At 66.0% G+C, this 15,223-nt stretch carries 15 protein-coding genes; 9 read left to right on the top strand and 6 right to left on the bottom strand.

Annotation, left to right across the window (positions count from 1 at the left end; translation table 11 throughout):
• Positions 1-9 precede the first annotated feature (9 nt).
• The 4 genes from ACTIFK_RS07415 to ACTIFK_RS07400 all read left to right on the top strand — a co-directional run bounded on the left by ACTIFK_RS07415 (position 10) and on the right by ACTIFK_RS07400 (position 2,791).
• The gene (locus ACTIFK_RS07415) at positions 10-432 is read left to right on the top strand and encodes a hypothetical protein (RefSeq protein ID WP_439542414.1); all 423 of its coding nucleotides are present in this window, start codon (positions 10-12) and stop codon (positions 430-432) included.
• A gap of 79 nt (positions 433-511) precedes the next feature.
• On the top strand, positions 512-1,117 hold the full coding sequence (gene leuD / locus ACTIFK_RS07410) for a 3-isopropylmalate dehydratase small subunit (RefSeq protein WP_439542413.1): 606 nt from the start codon (positions 512-514) through the stop codon (positions 1,115-1,117).
• Positions 1,118-1,249: 132 nt separating this feature from the next.
• The gene (locus ACTIFK_RS07405) at positions 1,250-2,311 is read left to right on the top strand and encodes a D-alanyl-D-alanine carboxypeptidase family protein (RefSeq protein ID WP_439542412.1); all 1,062 of its coding nucleotides are present in this window, start codon (positions 1,250-1,252) and stop codon (positions 2,309-2,311) included.
• 252 nt (positions 2,312-2,563) lie between these two features.
• The gene (locus ACTIFK_RS07400; protein ID WP_439542411.1) at positions 2,564-2,791 is read left to right on the top strand and encodes a hypothetical protein; all 228 of its coding nucleotides are present in this window, start codon (positions 2,564-2,566) and stop codon (positions 2,789-2,791) included.
• Positions 2,792-2,846: 55 nt separating this feature from the next.
• Here the strand turns inward: ACTIFK_RS07400 and ACTIFK_RS07395 are convergent, their stop codons facing one another.
• The 3 genes from ACTIFK_RS07395 to ACTIFK_RS07385 are packed head-to-tail and all read right to left on the bottom strand — an operon-like array spanning position 2,847 to position 5,732.
• The gene (locus tag ACTIFK_RS07395; RefSeq protein ID WP_439542410.1) at positions 2,847-3,521 is read right to left on the bottom strand and encodes a LutC/YkgG family protein; all 675 of its coding nucleotides are present in this window, start codon (positions 3,519-3,521) and stop codon (positions 2,847-2,849) included.
• Complete coding sequence (locus tag ACTIFK_RS07390) at positions 3,511-4,941, bottom strand: lactate utilization protein B (protein WP_439542409.1); 1,431 nt, start codon at positions 4,939-4,941, stop codon at positions 3,511-3,513. The genes ACTIFK_RS07395 and ACTIFK_RS07390 overlap by 11 nt, the downstream gene beginning before the upstream one ends.
• Positions 4,938-5,732 carry a (Fe-S)-binding protein gene (locus tag ACTIFK_RS07385; protein WP_439542408.1) on the bottom strand — a complete coding sequence of 265 codons (795 nt, stop codon included), beginning with the start codon at positions 5,730-5,732 and terminating at the stop codon, positions 4,938-4,940. The genes ACTIFK_RS07390 and ACTIFK_RS07385 overlap by 4 nt, the downstream gene beginning before the upstream one ends.
• Before the next feature lie 360 nt (positions 5,733-6,092).
• Here ACTIFK_RS07385 and ACTIFK_RS07380 point away from each other — a divergent pair, with 360 nt between their 5' ends.
• From ACTIFK_RS07380 to ACTIFK_RS07365, 4 genes are read left to right on the top strand one after another with little or no spacing between them, the layout of a single operon-like run.
• On the top strand, positions 6,093-7,589 hold the full coding sequence (locus tag ACTIFK_RS07380) for an FAD-linked oxidase C-terminal domain-containing protein (protein WP_439542407.1): 1,497 nt from the start codon (positions 6,093-6,095) through the stop codon (positions 7,587-7,589).
• A gap of 11 nt (positions 7,590-7,600) precedes the next feature.
• Positions 7,601-8,821 (top strand): FAD-binding protein, encoded by a 1,221-nt coding sequence (locus ACTIFK_RS07375; protein WP_439542406.1) that lies wholly within the window; start codon positions 7,601-7,603, stop codon positions 8,819-8,821.
• Between the two features lie 54 nt (positions 8,822-8,875).
• On the top strand, positions 8,876-10,249 hold the full coding sequence (glcF, locus tag ACTIFK_RS07370) for a glycolate oxidase subunit GlcF (RefSeq protein ID WP_439542405.1): 1,374 nt from the start codon (positions 8,876-8,878) through the stop codon (positions 10,247-10,249).
• 40 nt (positions 10,250-10,289) lie between these two features.
• On the top strand, positions 10,290-11,126 hold the full coding sequence (locus tag ACTIFK_RS07365; RefSeq protein WP_439542404.1) for a metallophosphoesterase: 837 nt from the start codon (positions 10,290-10,292) through the stop codon (positions 11,124-11,126).
• A gap of 222 nt (positions 11,127-11,348) precedes the next feature.
• Here ACTIFK_RS07365 and mepA read toward each other — a convergent pair whose 3' ends face one another.
• Positions 11,349-12,788, bottom strand: a complete 1,440-nt coding sequence (mepA, locus tag ACTIFK_RS07360) for a penicillin-insensitive murein endopeptidase (protein ID WP_439542403.1) — start codon at positions 12,786-12,788, stop codon at positions 11,349-11,351.
• Positions 12,789-12,920: 132 nt separating this feature from the next.
• Between mepA and ACTIFK_RS07355 the strand changes: the two genes are divergently transcribed.
• Positions 12,921-13,580 (top strand): alpha/beta family hydrolase, encoded by a 660-nt coding sequence (locus tag ACTIFK_RS07355; protein WP_439542402.1) that lies wholly within the window; start codon positions 12,921-12,923, stop codon positions 13,578-13,580.
• Positions 13,581-13,684: 104 nt separating this feature from the next.
• Here ACTIFK_RS07355 and ACTIFK_RS07350 read toward each other — a convergent pair whose 3' ends face one another.
• Together ACTIFK_RS07350 and ACTIFK_RS07345 are read right to left on the bottom strand one after the other, a co-directional pair.
• Positions 13,685-14,101, bottom strand: coding sequence for a tellurite resistance TerB family protein (locus ACTIFK_RS07350; protein ID WP_439542401.1), 417 nt, complete (start codon positions 14,099-14,101; stop codon positions 13,685-13,687).
• 36 nt (positions 14,102-14,137) lie between these two features.
• The gene (locus ACTIFK_RS07345; protein WP_439542400.1) at positions 14,138-15,160 is read right to left on the bottom strand and encodes an alpha/beta fold hydrolase; all 1,023 of its coding nucleotides are present in this window, start codon (positions 15,158-15,160) and stop codon (positions 14,138-14,140) included.
• Positions 15,161-15,223: the final 63 nt, after the last annotated feature.

The raw sequence follows: 15,223 nt of genomic DNA, 5'->3' as shown, positions 1-15,223 counted from the left end.
GGCCGATCCATGCAACTCATCGACTATCCGAAGCGGTGCCTCGCCATCGCCGAGACGCTCAGCCGGTGGGCCGGTGCGATTTCGGCGCTCGACGACGGGCGGCGGGCCAAGGTGGCGCGGTATGCGGACGCCATCGCCGATACGCTCGACCGGGCGCAAACGTGCGCGGCGCGCCTGGCGCACGTTCCCCACGACAAAGCCGCGCGACGGGGGCTGGTGCGGGAATTGGGCCGCATCACGGGGTATCTCGAAACCTTAGTTGGCGTGCTGCAACACCATCTTGACGGACGAAAGCTGGCTGGCGTTAAAAGGCGGCTCGAACAGCTCGGTCCCGGCCGGGGTGGCCTTCGGGCGGCGCATGGGCTGCGGATCGACCGCTTGCTCGCCGCGGAGGGCTATTTCCGGGCGCTGGCCGACAGTCTCAGGGCTTGAGCGTCTCGCTTGTATTTGACGCCGAGGTATCCCACACCACGCTATTCTCGATCACGAAGTCAGGACGCGGGACATTTTCATGCAGAATTTCACCAAGCTCACCGGCGTCGCAGCCCCGTTCCCCCTGCGGAACGTGGACACCGACATGATCATCCCGAAGCAGTTCCTGAAGACGATCAAGCGGACGGGCCTCGGCAAGGCGCTGTTCTACGAGCTGCGTTACGACCAGGCGGGCAATGAACAAGCCGATTTCGTGCTCAACAAGCCGGCTTACCGCAATGCCGAGATCCTGATCGCGGGCGAGAATTTCGGCTGCGGGTCGTCGCGCGAGCATGCGCCGTGGGCGTTGCTGGACTTCGGTTTCCGGTGCGTCATCGCTCCGGATTTCGCCGACATTTTCTTCAACAACTGCTTCCAGAACGGCATTCTGGCGATCAAGCTGCCGCAGGAGCAGGTGGACAAACTGATGGACGATGCGGGCCGGGGCGCAAACGCAACGGTGACTGTGGATCTGGAAACGCAAGAGATCCGTGGCCCCGATGGCGGCGTCATCCGCTTCGACGTCGATCCATTCCGCAAGCACTGTCTGCTGAATGGCTTGGACAATATCGGACTGACTCTGGAAAAAGAAAAAGCGATCAAGGACTTCGAAGCGCGGGATGCGTCTGCGCGGCCATGGGCGTAAACTCACGCTCCGGAGCCTTCGTTCAGGTGGCACCGCTTTGACACCGGCCCGGGGAATCGCACCCGGGCACATTGCAGCTGCACGAACGAATGTGTTACGTGCGCGGAAGCGTTTCGCTGTTCAAGGAAGGCCATGCGAGCCAGTAGGATCCCGGCAGCCGCGCTCGCGGCATTGACCTTCATTTTCGGCGCGCAGGCCCGCGCCGGAGGCCCCGCGCTCGTGTTCGATCCCACGGACGGACAAGTGCTCTACGCCGAGGACGCCGACGATCAGTGGCATCCGGCGTCGCTCACCAAGATCATGACGGCCTATCTCACGTTCGAGGCGATCAAAGCCGGCAAGCTCACGCTTGAGCAGCGCATTCCCTACAGCGCGCAGGCGCAGATCCAGCCGCCGATGAAGCTCGGGCTTCATGTCGGCGCGACGCTTACGGTCGATCAGGCGCTGAAGTCGGTGATCATCAAATCGGCCAACGATGTGGCCGTGGTGCTGGCCGAGGCGATCAGCGGCTCGCAGGTCGAATTTTCCGCGCTCATGAACCGGACGGCGCAGCGCCTCGGCATGACGCGCACGCAGTTCGTCAACGCCAGTGGCTTGCCCGCGCCGATGCAGGTGACGACGGCGCGCGATCTCGCCAAGCTGGCGCGCGCGGTCGTTACCGAATACCCCGAGCACGCGCCCTATTGGTCGATGTTCAATGCCAAGGTCGGCAAGATCCTGATCGGCACGCATAACGGTCTGCTGCGATCGTTCGAAGGTGCGGACGGATTGAAGACCGGGTTCACCTGCGATTCCGGATACAACGTCGTGGCGAGCGCGACGCGGGACGGGCATCGGCTCATGGCCGTCGTGCTGGGCGAGTCGTCGGGCGCGAAGCGGACGCTGAGGGCGGCGACCCTGCTCGAGCATGGTTTCCACAGCTACGGGTGGAAGCGGCTCTTCAACCATGCCCAAAGCCTGGACGCGATGGAGATCGCGAGCACCGCGAAGCCGGTGACGAGCGTGCGCAAAACCGTGATGTCGTACGATTGCGGCAATGCCCCGGTGCGCAAGAAAATCCGCAAGAAGGACGGCATCGTCAAAAAGAAGAAGGATCGTGCGGTCGACGCTTTTGATGTCCAGAAGGCCGCGCCGCCGCCGGCAGGCGATCAGGATGAGGTCGCCGCAGGCGCACCGGCCGCGAAGCCCCAGTGAGCTTGGCTCAGACTTCCCCGCGTTAACGAAGCCCGTCTGGCATTCCGCCCTTGAGGACCATCATCTCAACCTGGGACAGGTCGAGGGGGCGGTGTCCCGGCGCACTTTTCAATATTGGGACGGATCGCGGCCCGGCCGGCCACATCAGGGACGGGTTCCTGGAAAATTCCGCATTTTCAAGCCCCGCGGGCCGCGCGCGGGCTTGGCGCTGATCTTGCGTTTTGGGGCGGACGTCCCGTCACGAGGTCAATCATGCGCAGCTCTCCCGCCCAGAAGAAAAATGAAGCATCCGTCATTCACGATGCCGAACTCATGGCCGTCGTGCTCGAAGGGCGGCACGGGGCGTTCGCGGCCGAGGTTGCCGACTTTTTTTCCCTCCTGCACCGCCAGCTCGGCGATGCGAGCCGCTCCCACGCCTGGGGCGGCGTGGCGCGCATGGTGCGGCGGCGCGAGAACGATCGCGTGTTCTCGATCCAGTGATGGACTAACCAACTGACAGACGGCCATCCAGCAGCGGACGATCCGTTCCATCGCGTCACTCTCCGTAGATGAACACCGCAAGGCGCCGTGGGCCGTGAGCCCCTTTGACGATGCGTCCGCCGATGTCGCCGGTGCGGGACGCTCCCGAGACGAGGTTGACGGCGCGCGGCCAGCGCTGCGGACTCAAATCCGACCCCAGACGCGCGAAGGCTTCCTCAAAAGACGGTGCGATGGTGTTCCGCGCGACGGCCACGATGTGCACTTCGGGCAGGAACGCGAGTGAGGCGGGGTTTGCCGCGCCCGATGCCAGAAGAAGCGTACCGGTTTCCGCCACCGCGCCCCAAGCATGCGAAACGGCGGCCGTGCCGTCGCCGAGGGATTGATCGCGCGTCCAGCGCTTCGGCCTGAGATCACCCGGCCAGTCGAGCGCGGCCAGCCGTTCATCGTCTCCGATCACGAGCGACGGGACCGATCCGAGTGACGCGGCGACTGCGGCTATCGCGTCCGGCAGACCGGCGAGGCCGTGTCCCGTCAAGACATCCGCACCACCCTGGGTTTGGAGGCATCGTACGAAGCGTTCGACGCGCTCCGCTCCCTCTTCCTGCGCGAAGGCGGGCAAGGGATGGTGAGGCGGTTGCGCGCGCCGGGCGGCGACGGCGCGCGCGCGATCCTGCGCGCCGGTTTCGCCGAGGGCGGATCTGATGTTGGCGAAGACGGCGTTACGCGTCATCGGGCACTCCCCGCTGGCGTTCGGCCCAGAGCTGTTGAAAGGTTCGGCCCTGCGGCGTGGGCAGATCGCGGCGCGCGGTCCAGCCGCGCGCGAAGGGCAGCCAGCGGAAGGGGTTGCGCGCGGGCTTCAGTGCGCCGAGGGCGGCAATCGCGAGACGTGCGGCCGGATGGTAGAGGCGCGGGCGCTTGGCGAAGAACGCCCATAGCCTAAGAACGGCTTGTTCGCGTTTGCGGGGTGCGGACTTGAACGCTCGTTCGCGCCACGTCCGATGCAGGCGCGTGAGCGGAACCTTGACGGGGCAGACCTCGTCGCACTTTCCACACGACGTGGTGGCGTGCGGGAGATCCCGCGCCGGGCCGATGCCGAGGAAGGCGGGCGTGAGGACGGCGCCGATCGGACCCGCGTAGACCCAGCCGTACGCGTGCCCGCCGATGGCATTGTAGATCGGGCAGTGGTTGAGGCAGGCGCCGCAGCGGATGCACCGCAGCGCCTCGCCCATGCCGTTTTTCAGCATGTCGGTCCGGCCATTGTCGACGATGACAATGTGGCATTCCTCGGGGCCGTCCGGATCTCCGGCGGCTTTCGGGCCGGTCAGCAAACTTGTGTAGGCGGTCATGTCCTGGCCGGTGGCGGACCGTGCCAGCAGGCGAAGCAAGGTCGCCAGATCGTCGAGCGTCGGCACGACCTTGTCGATCGAGGCGAGCACGATGTGCGTCTTGGGCAATTGGGCCGAGAGGTCGCCGTTGCCCTCGTTGGTGACGATGACGGCCGAGCCTGTCTCTGCAACCAGGAAGTTGGCGCCCGTGATGCCGATGTCGGCCGCCAGGAAGCGGCGGCGCAGGACGGCGCGCGCTTCCGCGACCAGGCTTTCGGGCGTCGAGAGATCGCGGCCGGCGGCGAGGTCCGCGTGGTGACGGCGGAAGTCCGCCTCGACCTGGTGCTGGCTCAGGTGGATCGCCGGGGCGATGATGTGGCTCGGGGTTTCGCCGCGGATCTGGAGCAGGTATTCGCCGAGATCGCTTTCGAAAACTTCGATCCCTAGGTCCTCGAGGTGGCGGTTGAGGCCGATTTCCTCGGAGATCATCGATTTGCCCTTGGCGATCAGGCGTGCGCCGCGCTCGCGGCAGAGGCCGGCGATGATCGTGCGGGCTTCATCGCCGTCGGCCGCCCAGTGCACACGGCTGCCGGCGGCTTCGGCCTTCGCGGCGAAGGCTTCGAGATAGATGTCGAGGTGCGCGATGGTGTGGTCGCGGATGTCGCGTCCCTCGTTGCGCAGCGCCTCGAACTCCGGCATGCGCGCCATGGCGGCGGCGCGCTGGGCGACGAGCCCGCCGGGCAGTCCGGCGAGGGCGCGCGCCAGATCCCGATCCGCGACGGCGGCGGTGGCGTTCTGCTTGAAGCTCGCGGTCGTGGGCGTCATGCGGGTTGGCCGGCGGCTATGACGGGTCCGGCGATGGGCGGGTCGTGCAGGTCTCCGCTCAGCACCTCGGCGATGTGCCGGCAGGGCAGCGCACGGCCGGTTCGATGAAGGCGGCCCGCGAGGTTCATCAGGCAGCCGAGATCGCCGCTGGTGACGAGATCGGGCTCGTTGACGCGCAGGTCGTCGATCTTCCGGTCCGCGATCGCGGTCGAGATGGTGGGGTACTTGACGGAGAACAAGCCGCCAAAACCGCAGCAGGCCGTGATCTCGGCGGCTTCGACGAGCTGCAACCCGTCGACGGCGGCGAGGAGCGTGCGGGGTTCGCTGCGGATGCCCAGTTCGCGCAGGCCCGAACAGGCATCGTGATGGACGACGCGGCCGGCAAAGCGCGCGTCCGTATCGGTCGCGCCGCGGACGTTGACGAGGAACGACGTCAGCTCGTGGACCCGGGCGGCGAAGTCCGCAACCTCGCGCTCTTCGTCGCGGCCTTTGAAGAGGGCCGGGTAGTGGAGGCGCAGCATGGCAGCGCAGGAGCCCGAGGGGGCGACGACGAAATCGAGCCCGGCGAAGGCGCGTACGGTCTGCAAGGCGAGGTCGCGGGCGGTGTCCGGATCACCGGAATTGTAGGCGGGCTGACCGCAGCAGGTCTGCCCGGCAGGCACCACGACGGCGCAGCCTGCAGCTTCGATCAGATGTGCGGAGGCGAAGCCAACCGACGGGCGGAACAGGTCTACGAGGCAGGTGACGAAGAGACCGACGCGCGGCTTTTCGGGGGACGTCTCAGCTTCCACAGACTGGTTTGTTTCCACAGATGGGCGCTGCTCGGTGGTGGTTCGTCGTGGGAAAATTGTAACGCGCCCGGCCCGCGGACGCCACAGCGTTCAACCGGCGAGGCCCGCCGCAGGATTGGGGTTTGCGGCGCCGACGCACGCGTGCGAGACTCGTTTTTGACCCGGCAATCGGGTCCGCTGGCCTGCGCCGCGATTGCGATGAGCACGGCGGCGCGTGCGGCGATCCTCGTCGCTCTTCCGGGTCGCGCAACGGCCGTGGTTCGGATATGTAGTCGGCAACCGAATGGCCTCTCCGTTGCGTGCTGCGGTTGTTGCGTGCAGTCGTTCGGCGGCCCGTCAAATCCGCGAGGAATGAAAAAGATGGCGTCCATTGCGCTTCCGCTTCCCGATCCGGAGATCGTCGGACGACGGGATGCGATCGTGCGCGATCTCGTGGCGCTGTGCGGGGCCGACGCCGTGATCTCGGATGAAGACGGGCGGCGCGCGTTCGAGACCGATGCGCTGACCGCTTACCGCAGGATGCCGCTCGCGATCGTGTTGCCGAGCACCACGGAGGCCGTCGCGACGGTGCTGAAATATGCGAAGGCGAACGGCATCAAGGTGATGCCGCGCGGAGCGGGAACGTCGCTCGCGGGCGGCGCGGTGCCGCTGGAGGATTCGATCGTCGTCGGCATCTCGAAAATGAACCGGGTGCTCGAGATCGATTTCCAGAACCGCTTCGCGCGCGTCGAGGCCGGGATCACCAACCTCGCGATCTCGGCAGCGGTGGGAGCGGAAGACTTCTTCTACGCGCCCGATCCGTCGAGCCAGATCGCCTGCACGCTGGCGGGCAACATCGCCATGAATTCGGGCGGCGCTCATTGCCTCAAGTACGGGGTGACGACCAACAACATTCTCGGCGTCCGGATGGTGATGATGGACGGCGAGGTGGTCGACATCGGCGGCGCGCATCTCGATGCCGAGGGCTACGACCTGCTCGCCCTGATCGTCGGGTCCGAGGGGCAGTTCGGGATCGTCACGGAGGCGACGGTGCGCATCCTGCGCGCGGCCGAAGGGGCGCGGCCGATGATGATCGGGTTCGAATCGAGCGCCAAGGCCGGCATCTGCGTGGCGCGGATCATCGCGTCCGGCATCATTCCGGTCGCCATCGAGTTCATGGACAAACCGGCCATCGAGGTGTGCGAAGCCTTCGCCAAGGCCGGGTATCCGATGGATGTCGAGGCGCTGCTGATCATCGAGGTCGAAGGGTCCGAGCAGGAGATTGCCGACCGGCTCGCCTATATCGCGAGTATCGCGCACGAGCTCAATCCCAAGGCGCTGGTGGTCAGCGGATCGCCCGAGCAGAGCGCCAAGATCTGGAAGGGCCGCAAGTCGGCGTTCGGCGCCATCGGCAGGATCTCCGACTATTACTGCATGGACGGGACGATCCCGCTCGCGCATCTGCCGCATGTGCTGGAGCAGATCTCGGTGATCTGCGCGAAATACGGGCTCCGCGTCGCCAACATCTTTCATGCCGGCGACGGCAATCTGCATCCGCTGGTGATGTACGACGCCAATGCGCCGGGCGAGGCGGACAAGGCCGAGCAGGCCGGCGCGGAGATCCTCAAGCTGTGCGTGTCGGTCGGCGGATGCCTGACGGGCGAGCACGGGGTTGGGCTCGAAAAGCGCGATCTGATGCGGGTGCAGTTCACCGAGGACGATATCGCGGTGCAGTTGCGCATCAAGGCGGTGTTCGATCCGGACTGGCTGCTCAACTTCGGCAAGGTGTTCCCGCTCGACGACGTGCAAGCCTACATGGACAAGGCGCGGAGCGCGCGTGCGCGCGCGGATGCGCCGCCGTCGGAAGCGGCAGCGTAAGGGGGCCCAAGATGAGTGACATCATGCGGCCCGCGACCGAGTGGGAGCTCAAGAGCATGTTGACCGCCCTTTCGGAGCGGTCCATCCCGGTCGAAATTCTCGGCTCGGGCTCGAAGCGCGGCGTTGGCCGGCCGGTGGTTGCGCCCGTAGTGCTGACGACCGGCGCCATGCGCGGGATCTCGCTCTATGAGCCCGCCGAACTCGTGATGTCGGCGCGAGCTGGAACGCCGCTGTCGCAAGTCGAGGTGGAGCTGGCCTCGCGCGGGCAGATGCTACCGTTCGAGCCGATCGATCTCGGGCCGATGCTCGGCACCGGCGCGGGGCAGCAGACCATCGGCGCGGTGTTCGCCGCCAACCTCTCGGGGGCGCGGCGGATTTCGGCGGGTGCGGCGCGGGACTACCTGTTGGGCGTGCGCGGCGTCAACGGACACGCCGAGATCTTCAAGTCGGGCGGGCGGGTGATGAAGAACGTCACCGGCTACGACGTGGCGCGCGGGCTCGCGGGAAGCTGGGGCACGCTCGCCGTGCTCTCCGAAGTGACGTTCAAGGTGCTTCCGCTGCCGGACGACGTGCTGACGCTGATCTATCCCAATCTCACGGACGATCTGGCCGTCGAGCTCATGAGCCTGGCGCTGACGGAGCCGTACGAGGTTTCGGGCACCGTGCATCTCGCGCCCGCTCTCGTGTCGCGGCTTAAGCACAAGACGCTGTCGAGGGAGAAACGGTCGGTGACCGCCATCCGGCTGGAAAACTTCACGCGCTCGATCAGCTACCGCAAGCAGCGGCTGCGCAACGCGCTGCGCGCCTACGGCGAGCCGGTCGAACTCGACCTCGAAAGCTCGCTGGCGTTCTGGAGCGAAATGCGTGGGTTCTCGTTCTTCCCGCCGAACGGGACGCATATCTGGCGCATTTCAACGGCACCCAGCATGGCGGCATCGCTGGTGGCGTCCGTGCGGCGGCACATGAAGGTGGAAGCGTATTACGACTGGTCGGGCGGGCTGATCTGGCTCGAGACGCCCGCGTCGGCCGACGCCGGCAGCGCCGATATCCGCCGCGCCGTCGCCACGCACGGTGGGCATGCGACGCTGATCCGGGCGGACGAGCCGGTACGCAGGACGGTCGAGGTGTTCCAGCCGCTGGGACCGGCCGTGGACCGGATCACACGCGGCATCAAGCAGGCGTTCGATCCGATGAACATTCTCAATCCCGGGCGCATGTACGCGTCGCTATGATATGCGTCGCTGTGGCGTTCTGACTTCCGGATTTCTTTCTGCGAAAGATTGACGATGCAGACCAACTTTTCCGCCGACGATCTTGCCAATCCGCGCGTCGCGGAAGCCGACAGCATTTTGAAGCGCTGCGTGCATTGCGGGCTCTGCACGGCGGTTTGCTCGACCTACGTTGTGCTGGGCGACGAGCGGGACAGCCCGCGCGGGCGCATCTATCTCATCAAGGACATGTTCGAGCGCAGCAGCGAGCGCGCGCCGAGCGATCAGGTGCGCCATCACATCGACCGCTGCCTGACGTGTCTCTCGTGCATGACGACGTGTCCGAGCGGCGTCGACTATCATCATCTCGTCGATGCGGCGCGCGCCGAGATCGAGGAGCGCAGCCCGCGCAGCTGGAAGGACCGCACGCTGCGGCGGCTGCTCGCTTTCATCATTCCCTATCCGCGCCGCTTCCGGCTGGCGGTGAAGCTCGCGCCGCTTGGCCGTCCCTTCATCCCTATGCTCGAGCGTGTCGGGCTCAAGGAGGTGGCGGCGATGATCGCGCTTGCGCCATTGCCGACCAAGGTGCGCGAAGGGCGCTACGGCGGGCCGGGCGAGGCATTGACGCACGGCGAACGGCGCGCGCGCGTGCTGCTGTTGACGGGATGCGTGCAGCCGGTGCTGCGGCCCGACATCAACGACGCGACAATCCGGTTGCTGGCGCGGCGTGGGGTCGACGTGATCGTGGCGCACGGGGCCGGCTGCTGCGGGGCGCTGGTGAAGCACATGGGACGCGAGGAAGACGCCAACCACCAAGCCCGCCGCAACGTCGATGCGTGGTCGAAGGAGATCAACCGGGGACAGATCGACGCGATCATCATCAACGCGTCCGGCTGCGGCACGACGGTCAAGGACTATGGCCATATGCTGCGCGCCGACCCCATCTACGCTCACGATGCGGCCAAGGTCTCGAGCCTCGCCAAGGACGTGTCGGAGTTTCTCTACGAGTACCAGCTCGGCGCGCCGGAACGGTGGTCGTCGCTGCGCGTTGCCTATCATTCGGCCTGTTCGCTGCAGCATGGGCAGCGGGTGCACGATGAGCCGAAAGCCTTGCTGAAGCAGGCCGGCTTTGCGGTGGTGGATGTGCCCGAAGGTCACATTTGCTGCGGCTCGGCTGGGACTTACAACATCCTTCAACCTGAGATCGCCGGGCAGCTCAAGAAGCGGAAGCTCGACAACATTCGCTCAACGCGGGCGGATGTGGTGGCGGCGGGAAATATCGGCTGCATCACGCAGCTCGATTCCGGCCAAGACATTCCGTTCGTGCATACGGTCGAGCTTTTGGATTGGGCGTATGGAGGTCCTGTTCCTCGGGGCCTCGACCATTTGCAGGATTTCGTGACCGACGTGCCGCGTCCGCGGCGACAGGTGGAAGAATTCATCGAGACGTGATCGTCACGCACGTGTCACGCTGCTTTTTTAATGAGCCGGCATGACCGACAGCAAATTTTCAGATAGTGCCCGCGGGCCGTCGGACCGCCGCGACGATCCCGGCCCTTTCGACATCATCGGCGACGTTCACGGGTGCGCGACGGAGCTCGAGCATCTGCTTGGGCGGCTCGGCTACAGGGTGCGCTGGAGCGGAGAGCCTGGCGCTGTCCATGTGGACGTCACGGCGCCCGCCGGGCGACGCGCGATCTTCGTCGGCGATCTCGTGGACCGCGGGCCGCGCTCTCCGGACGTGCTGCGCGTCATCATGGCCATGGTTGCGCAAGGCGTGGCCTACGCGGTGCCCGGCAATCACGACGTCAAATTCGTGCGGTGGCTCGAGGGCAAGACGGTCGCGACAACGCATGGTCTCGACCGGACGGCCGCGCAATTCGAAGGCGAGCCGAAGGCCTTCCGCGCGGAGGTGCGAACCTTTTTCAACGGGCTGCCGTTCTATCTCTGGCTCGACGGCGGGCGCCTCGCGGTCGCGCACGCGGGGATCAAGAGCGAGATGCTGGGAGAGGCGACGGGGGACGTGCGCCGGTTTTGCCTCTACGGCGAAACCTCCGGCGAAACGGACAAGTTCGGCTTGCCGATCCGCTACCACTGGGCGGCCGAGTACCGGGGCAAAACCTCGATCGTGTACGGGCACACGCCGGTGCCGGATGCCGATTGGGTGAATAACACGATCTGTGTCGACACGGGATGCTGCTTCGGCGGCAAGCTCACGGCGCTGCGCTGGCCCGAGCGGGAGATCGTTTCGGTGGCGGCAGAGGGCGTCTACACGGTGCCGGTGCGGCCGTTCGGGCATCCGCCCCTGCGGCCCGGCGCGGTAGCCTAGACTTCTGTGGATTTCGTCCCGTGCCCCCTCACCCTAACCCTCTCCCCAAGGGGAGAGGGAATTGGCGTTGGCGAAACCAACTGGGATCTCCGCCAGCTTTTTCGCTCTCCCTGCAAAACACGGCCTCTCCATGACGGACGGGGCTCGGCGAAGCCATTCGCCGCATCGCTCCCTGGTGAGGGGCGCGCTGCACATGGACGGGAAACCGCGCGCGAGCGGAGTTCAGTTCGTTTTGGTCGGCGTCGCGTCGGGTGGTTTCGACGGAGGCTTGGGCGGCTCGGGCGCGGCCGTGACGGCCGTGACATCGTTTTCCGGACCCGCATTCTTGCTCAGATCCACGACCTCGGCCGGTTCGGTCGGCGGCTTGTTGCCGCCCGCCATCAGCACCGTCGTGCAATCGGCCGGCAGGTCCGCGAGCGTCATTTCCGGCTTCGGTGCGGCCGGCTTCGAGGGTTTCTCCGGTGGTTTCTGAGCGATCGGCGGCTTTTTCTTGGGTGCGACGCGCTTCAGCCAGTCCGTCAACTCGGCGCCGCAGCCGTCGCCGTCGGGCACGGGCGGCTGCGCTTGGCAATTGGTCGAGCCGCTGGGGCAACCGATGCGGACGTGGAAGTGATAGAAGTGCCCGAAGTAGGGACGCACTTTATTCAACCAGTGGCGATCCTTGCCGGCCGCTTCGCAGAGCGCTTTTTTGAGGGCGGGGTGGACCAGGATGCGCTCGACGGACGTGTACGACGCGGCGCGCTTGATCAGCTTCACCTGCCCGTCGCCCCAGACCTTGGGATCGACCGCGCCGGCATTGGCGAGCATCGACACGGCTGACATGTCCTCGCGCTCGCGGCGGGTCAGCGTGCGATCGGGCATGGGGGTCAGCCAGATGTCGGCGTCGAGGCCAACCTGATGGCTGGCATGGCCGGAGGTCATGGGTCCGCCGCGCGGCTGGGACATGTCGCCGACGAGCAATCCCGACCATTCCTTGGCCGCCGTCGATTCCTTGGCCAATCGTTCGAGCAGGGCGACGAGATCGGGGTGGCCCCAGTTGCGATTGCGTGCGAGGCGCATCACCTGCCAGCCGGGGCCGTCGACGGCGAGCGCCTTGCCGCCCGAGAGGCATCCCTTGGCGTACCAGCCGACGGCGCGGGCTTTGAGGGGAGCTGCGGTCTTGACCGTGCCGAACAGTTGCTTGGCGCTGGGGACTGGTTTTTTGGCTTCCTTCTTTGCGGCCTTGGCGTCGGTCTTGCCGGCGTCATTCTTGTCCGCGCCGGGCTGGGCCGTATCCTGCTTGGCCAACTCCTTCTTGGCTGCCGGGGCCGCGCCTGCCGGCTTGGCTGCGGGCTCGGCGGCTTTCGCGGCGGGGGCGGGATCGGCTTTCTTGGGCGTTGCCGCCTTGTCTTTCGGGGCGACCTTTGTGGCCGCCGGACGCTCGGCGGGCTTGGGCGCGGGCGGAACGACGGCGTCGTTGTCGAGCGATTTGTTGAACGCGTCGGCTGGAGTTTGATTTTGGGCTTCGGCAATCTGGGCTTCGGCGGCCTCGGCAGCAAGGCGGGCAGGACCATGCCACGAGCGCCCGCCGTCATCAGTCACGGCCGCGTCTTCGGCGCGGGCGGAGCTGGCGAGGACGAGGAGCGGCAACAGCCAGGGCGCGACGTGTCGGATCAGCGACATGCATTCTCGCATCATGATGGTTCGGGTATCCTAGCCGACGGCTGGGCCAAATTGCGACAGCGATGTCACTTCGCGGGCAAATTGCATGACGTTCATCAGCAAAGCGGCAGGCACCATGCGCGAGGGCGGGCGATGGCGGACATTCTGAGCACGGGAAATCAATCGTCTAAGACGCTGATCCTGCTCGCCGCGGGTGCGGGCGCGCCGGTGACGAGCGCGTGGATGGAACGCATGGCTGGCCTGCTCGCGGACGCTGGACTGGGCGTCGTGCGATTCGATTTTTCCTACATGATCGCGCGCGAAGATGGCGGCTCGCGACGGCCGCCACCGAAGGCTGAAAAGCTAGTGGGCGAGTACGAGGCGGCGGTTGCAACGGTGCGCGGCCGGATGGGCAAGGGACAACGGCTGTTGATCGGCGGGAAGTCCATGGGCGGGCGGGTCGCAAGCCTTGCGGCGCAATCTCTTTTCGACGCCAAGGCGATCGCGGGGCTCGTGTGCCTCGGGTACCCGTTCCATCCACCGGACAAGCCCGATGCCTTGCGGACGGCTCATCTCAAGACGCTCACCTGTCCGGCGCTGATCGTGCAGGGCGAGCGCGACCCGTTCGGCGGGCGATCCGAGGTCGACGGCTACGGTCTGGCTCCCGCCATCGAGGTGCGCTGGGCTGTCGACGGCGATCACGACTTCAGGGCGCGGCGCGGGTCCGGCTCGACGCTCGCCGCCAACATGCAGGCGGCGGCCGGATCTATCCGCGCCTTTGCCGATGGGTTGGCTCGAGCCGTTCCGCCTTAAGTGGATCCGCGGAACGACTCTGGGTCTTTGTTTGTCGTGCTTCTTATCGGACACCGTTGCTTGCATGGCTTCGCCATGACCGGTTCCCACTTTTTCGGAAGCACTCAGACGCGCTGATGACGCGCACGCGCGCCGCGCTCGAGGGCGGCACACGTTTCCCGATCAAGCCCGAGCGCGTCTGCGAGCAGGCCGAGGAAATTCAATTCGTCGCTGTGGAGCGCAAGATCGGAGGCGGCGACCTCGGCGCTCAGAACGTAGGCCGTTTCGTAGAGGCGCGGGTTGAGGCTCGATTTGATCAGGGCCAGGACTTCGGCGATGCCATTGGGCCGGCGCAGGATCTTGCCGCAGTCCTGAGCCGCATCCGCCAGCCAGTCGTCGGTGTAATCGACGAACGGCGGTAGCTCGCGCACGATCGAGCCGATGTGCGAGATCTCGTCGGTGGTGATGGCGCGATCCGCGGCCGAGACGGTGACCATCGCGTAGATGAGCGCTTCTGGGGCAGAGATGTGAGAGGTCGGCATCGGTGAGGTTCCTGTAGGTCCGTTCAGCCGACGCGATCAGCGCGCGGCGGGAAGCTGGGCGAGGGCGTTGAGAAGCGCCGCATTGAACTCATCGGGCCGTTCGATCTGCGGGGCGTGGCCGAGGTCCGGGAAAGAAATCAGCTTGGTATTGGGAATGCGTTTCGCCGCCTCGCGCGCGAGGTCGGGATAGTGGCCGAGCTTGGCGGCGATTTCGGGGGCTGCGCGATCCTTGCCGATGGCCGTCGTGTCGCGATCGCCAATGAGCAAGACGACGGGCATCTTCAGTCTCGGAAACTCATGCACGACAGGCTGGGTGAAGATCATGTCGGAGGCGCGGGCCTGAGACAAGGCCGCGAGGTCGGCACTCGCTCCTCGGTACGTGGACGCGAGCATATCCACCCAGCGGTCGAACTCGGGCCGCCAGCGGCCGTCGTAGTAGGTTTTCTGCTGATAGGCCTTGATGCGGGCGGCGTCGGCTTTGCGCTCCGTTGCCAGCAGTTCGTCCACCGTGCGGCCTGGCACGCCCTTGGCGCTCCAATCCTCCAGGCCGATCGGATTGACGAGGGCGAGCGCTGCGGTGTCCTCGGGGAAGCTCAACGCGTAGCGGGTCGCCACCATGCCGCCCATCGAGTGGCCGACGAGGATCGGGTTCACGATGCTGCGGCTCGCCAACAGGGCGTGTGTGTTGGCAGCAAGCTGGTGGAAGCTCATCTGATAGGTTTCAGGTTTGGTCGATTTGCAGAAGCCAATCTGGTCCGGGACGATGACGCGGTATCCGGCTTTCGCGAGTGGGCCGATGACACCTTCCCAGGTCGCGCCGCAGAAATTCTTGCCGTGGAAGAGGACGACGGTCTTGCCGTTCCCGGCGCCGGTTGGCGCGATGTCCATGTAGGCCATCTCGAGCGCCTGGCCTTGCGACGTGAATGCATAGCGCTCGACAGCGTGCGGATATTGGAAATCGGACAGCATCCCGTCCGCGTACGCCGCGCATCCCAGGGGCGCCGAGCAGCCGAGGAGAGCCAATGCGGCGACGACGGCGGCGGCGCTGCGTTTGAGCATTTTGGGGTCCTGACTTTTTGGGGATTACGGAGGTGGCGGGTACCTGCCTGATATGGAAACCCA

The organism is Hyphomicrobium sp. (genome assembly GCF_051860585.1).
In the GTDB taxonomy this organism is placed as follows: domain Bacteria; phylum Pseudomonadota; class Alphaproteobacteria; order Rhizobiales; family Hyphomicrobiaceae; genus Hyphomicrobium_C.
This window is presented reverse-complemented; position numbering and strand designations above follow the sequence as displayed.

Coding starts and splice junctions, on each gene's coding strand:
- ACTIFK_RS07390 (WP_439542409.1), bottom strand. CDS start 4,941: ATGACGCCCACGACCGCGAGCTTCAAGCAGAACGCCACCGCCGCCGTC.
- mepA (WP_439542403.1), bottom strand. CDS start 12,788: ATGTCGCTGATCCGACACGTCGCGCCCTGGCTGTTGCCGCTCCTCGTC.
- ACTIFK_RS07350 (WP_439542401.1), bottom strand. CDS start 14,101: ATGCCGACCTCTCACATCTCTGCCCCAGAAGCGCTCATCTACGCGATG.
- leuD (WP_439542413.1), top strand. CDS start 512: ATGCAGAATTTCACCAAGCTCACCGGCGTCGCAGCCCCGTTCCCCCTG.
- ACTIFK_RS07380 (WP_439542407.1), top strand. CDS start 6,093: ATGGCGTCCATTGCGCTTCCGCTTCCCGATCCGGAGATCGTCGGACGA.
- ACTIFK_RS07345 (WP_439542400.1), bottom strand. CDS start 15,160: ATGCTCAAACGCAGCGCCGCCGCCGTCGTCGCCGCATTGGCTCTCCTC.
- ACTIFK_RS07355 (WP_439542402.1), top strand. CDS start 12,921: ATGGCGGACATTCTGAGCACGGGAAATCAATCGTCTAAGACGCTGATC.
- ACTIFK_RS07395 (WP_439542410.1), bottom strand. CDS start 3,521: ATGACGCGTAACGCCGTCTTCGCCAACATCAGATCCGCCCTCGGCGAA.
- ACTIFK_RS07375 (WP_439542406.1), top strand. CDS start 7,601: ATGAGTGACATCATGCGGCCCGCGACCGAGTGGGAGCTCAAGAGCATG.
- ACTIFK_RS07415 (WP_439542414.1), top strand. CDS start 10: ATGCAACTCATCGACTATCCGAAGCGGTGCCTCGCCATCGCCGAGACG.
- ACTIFK_RS07400 (WP_439542411.1), top strand. CDS start 2,564: ATGCGCAGCTCTCCCGCCCAGAAGAAAAATGAAGCATCCGTCATTCAC.
- ACTIFK_RS07365 (WP_439542404.1), top strand. CDS start 10,290: ATGACCGACAGCAAATTTTCAGATAGTGCCCGCGGGCCGTCGGACCGC.
- glcF (WP_439542405.1), top strand. CDS start 8,876: ATGCAGACCAACTTTTCCGCCGACGATCTTGCCAATCCGCGCGTCGCG.
- ACTIFK_RS07405 (WP_439542412.1), top strand. CDS start 1,250: ATGCGAGCCAGTAGGATCCCGGCAGCCGCGCTCGCGGCATTGACCTTC.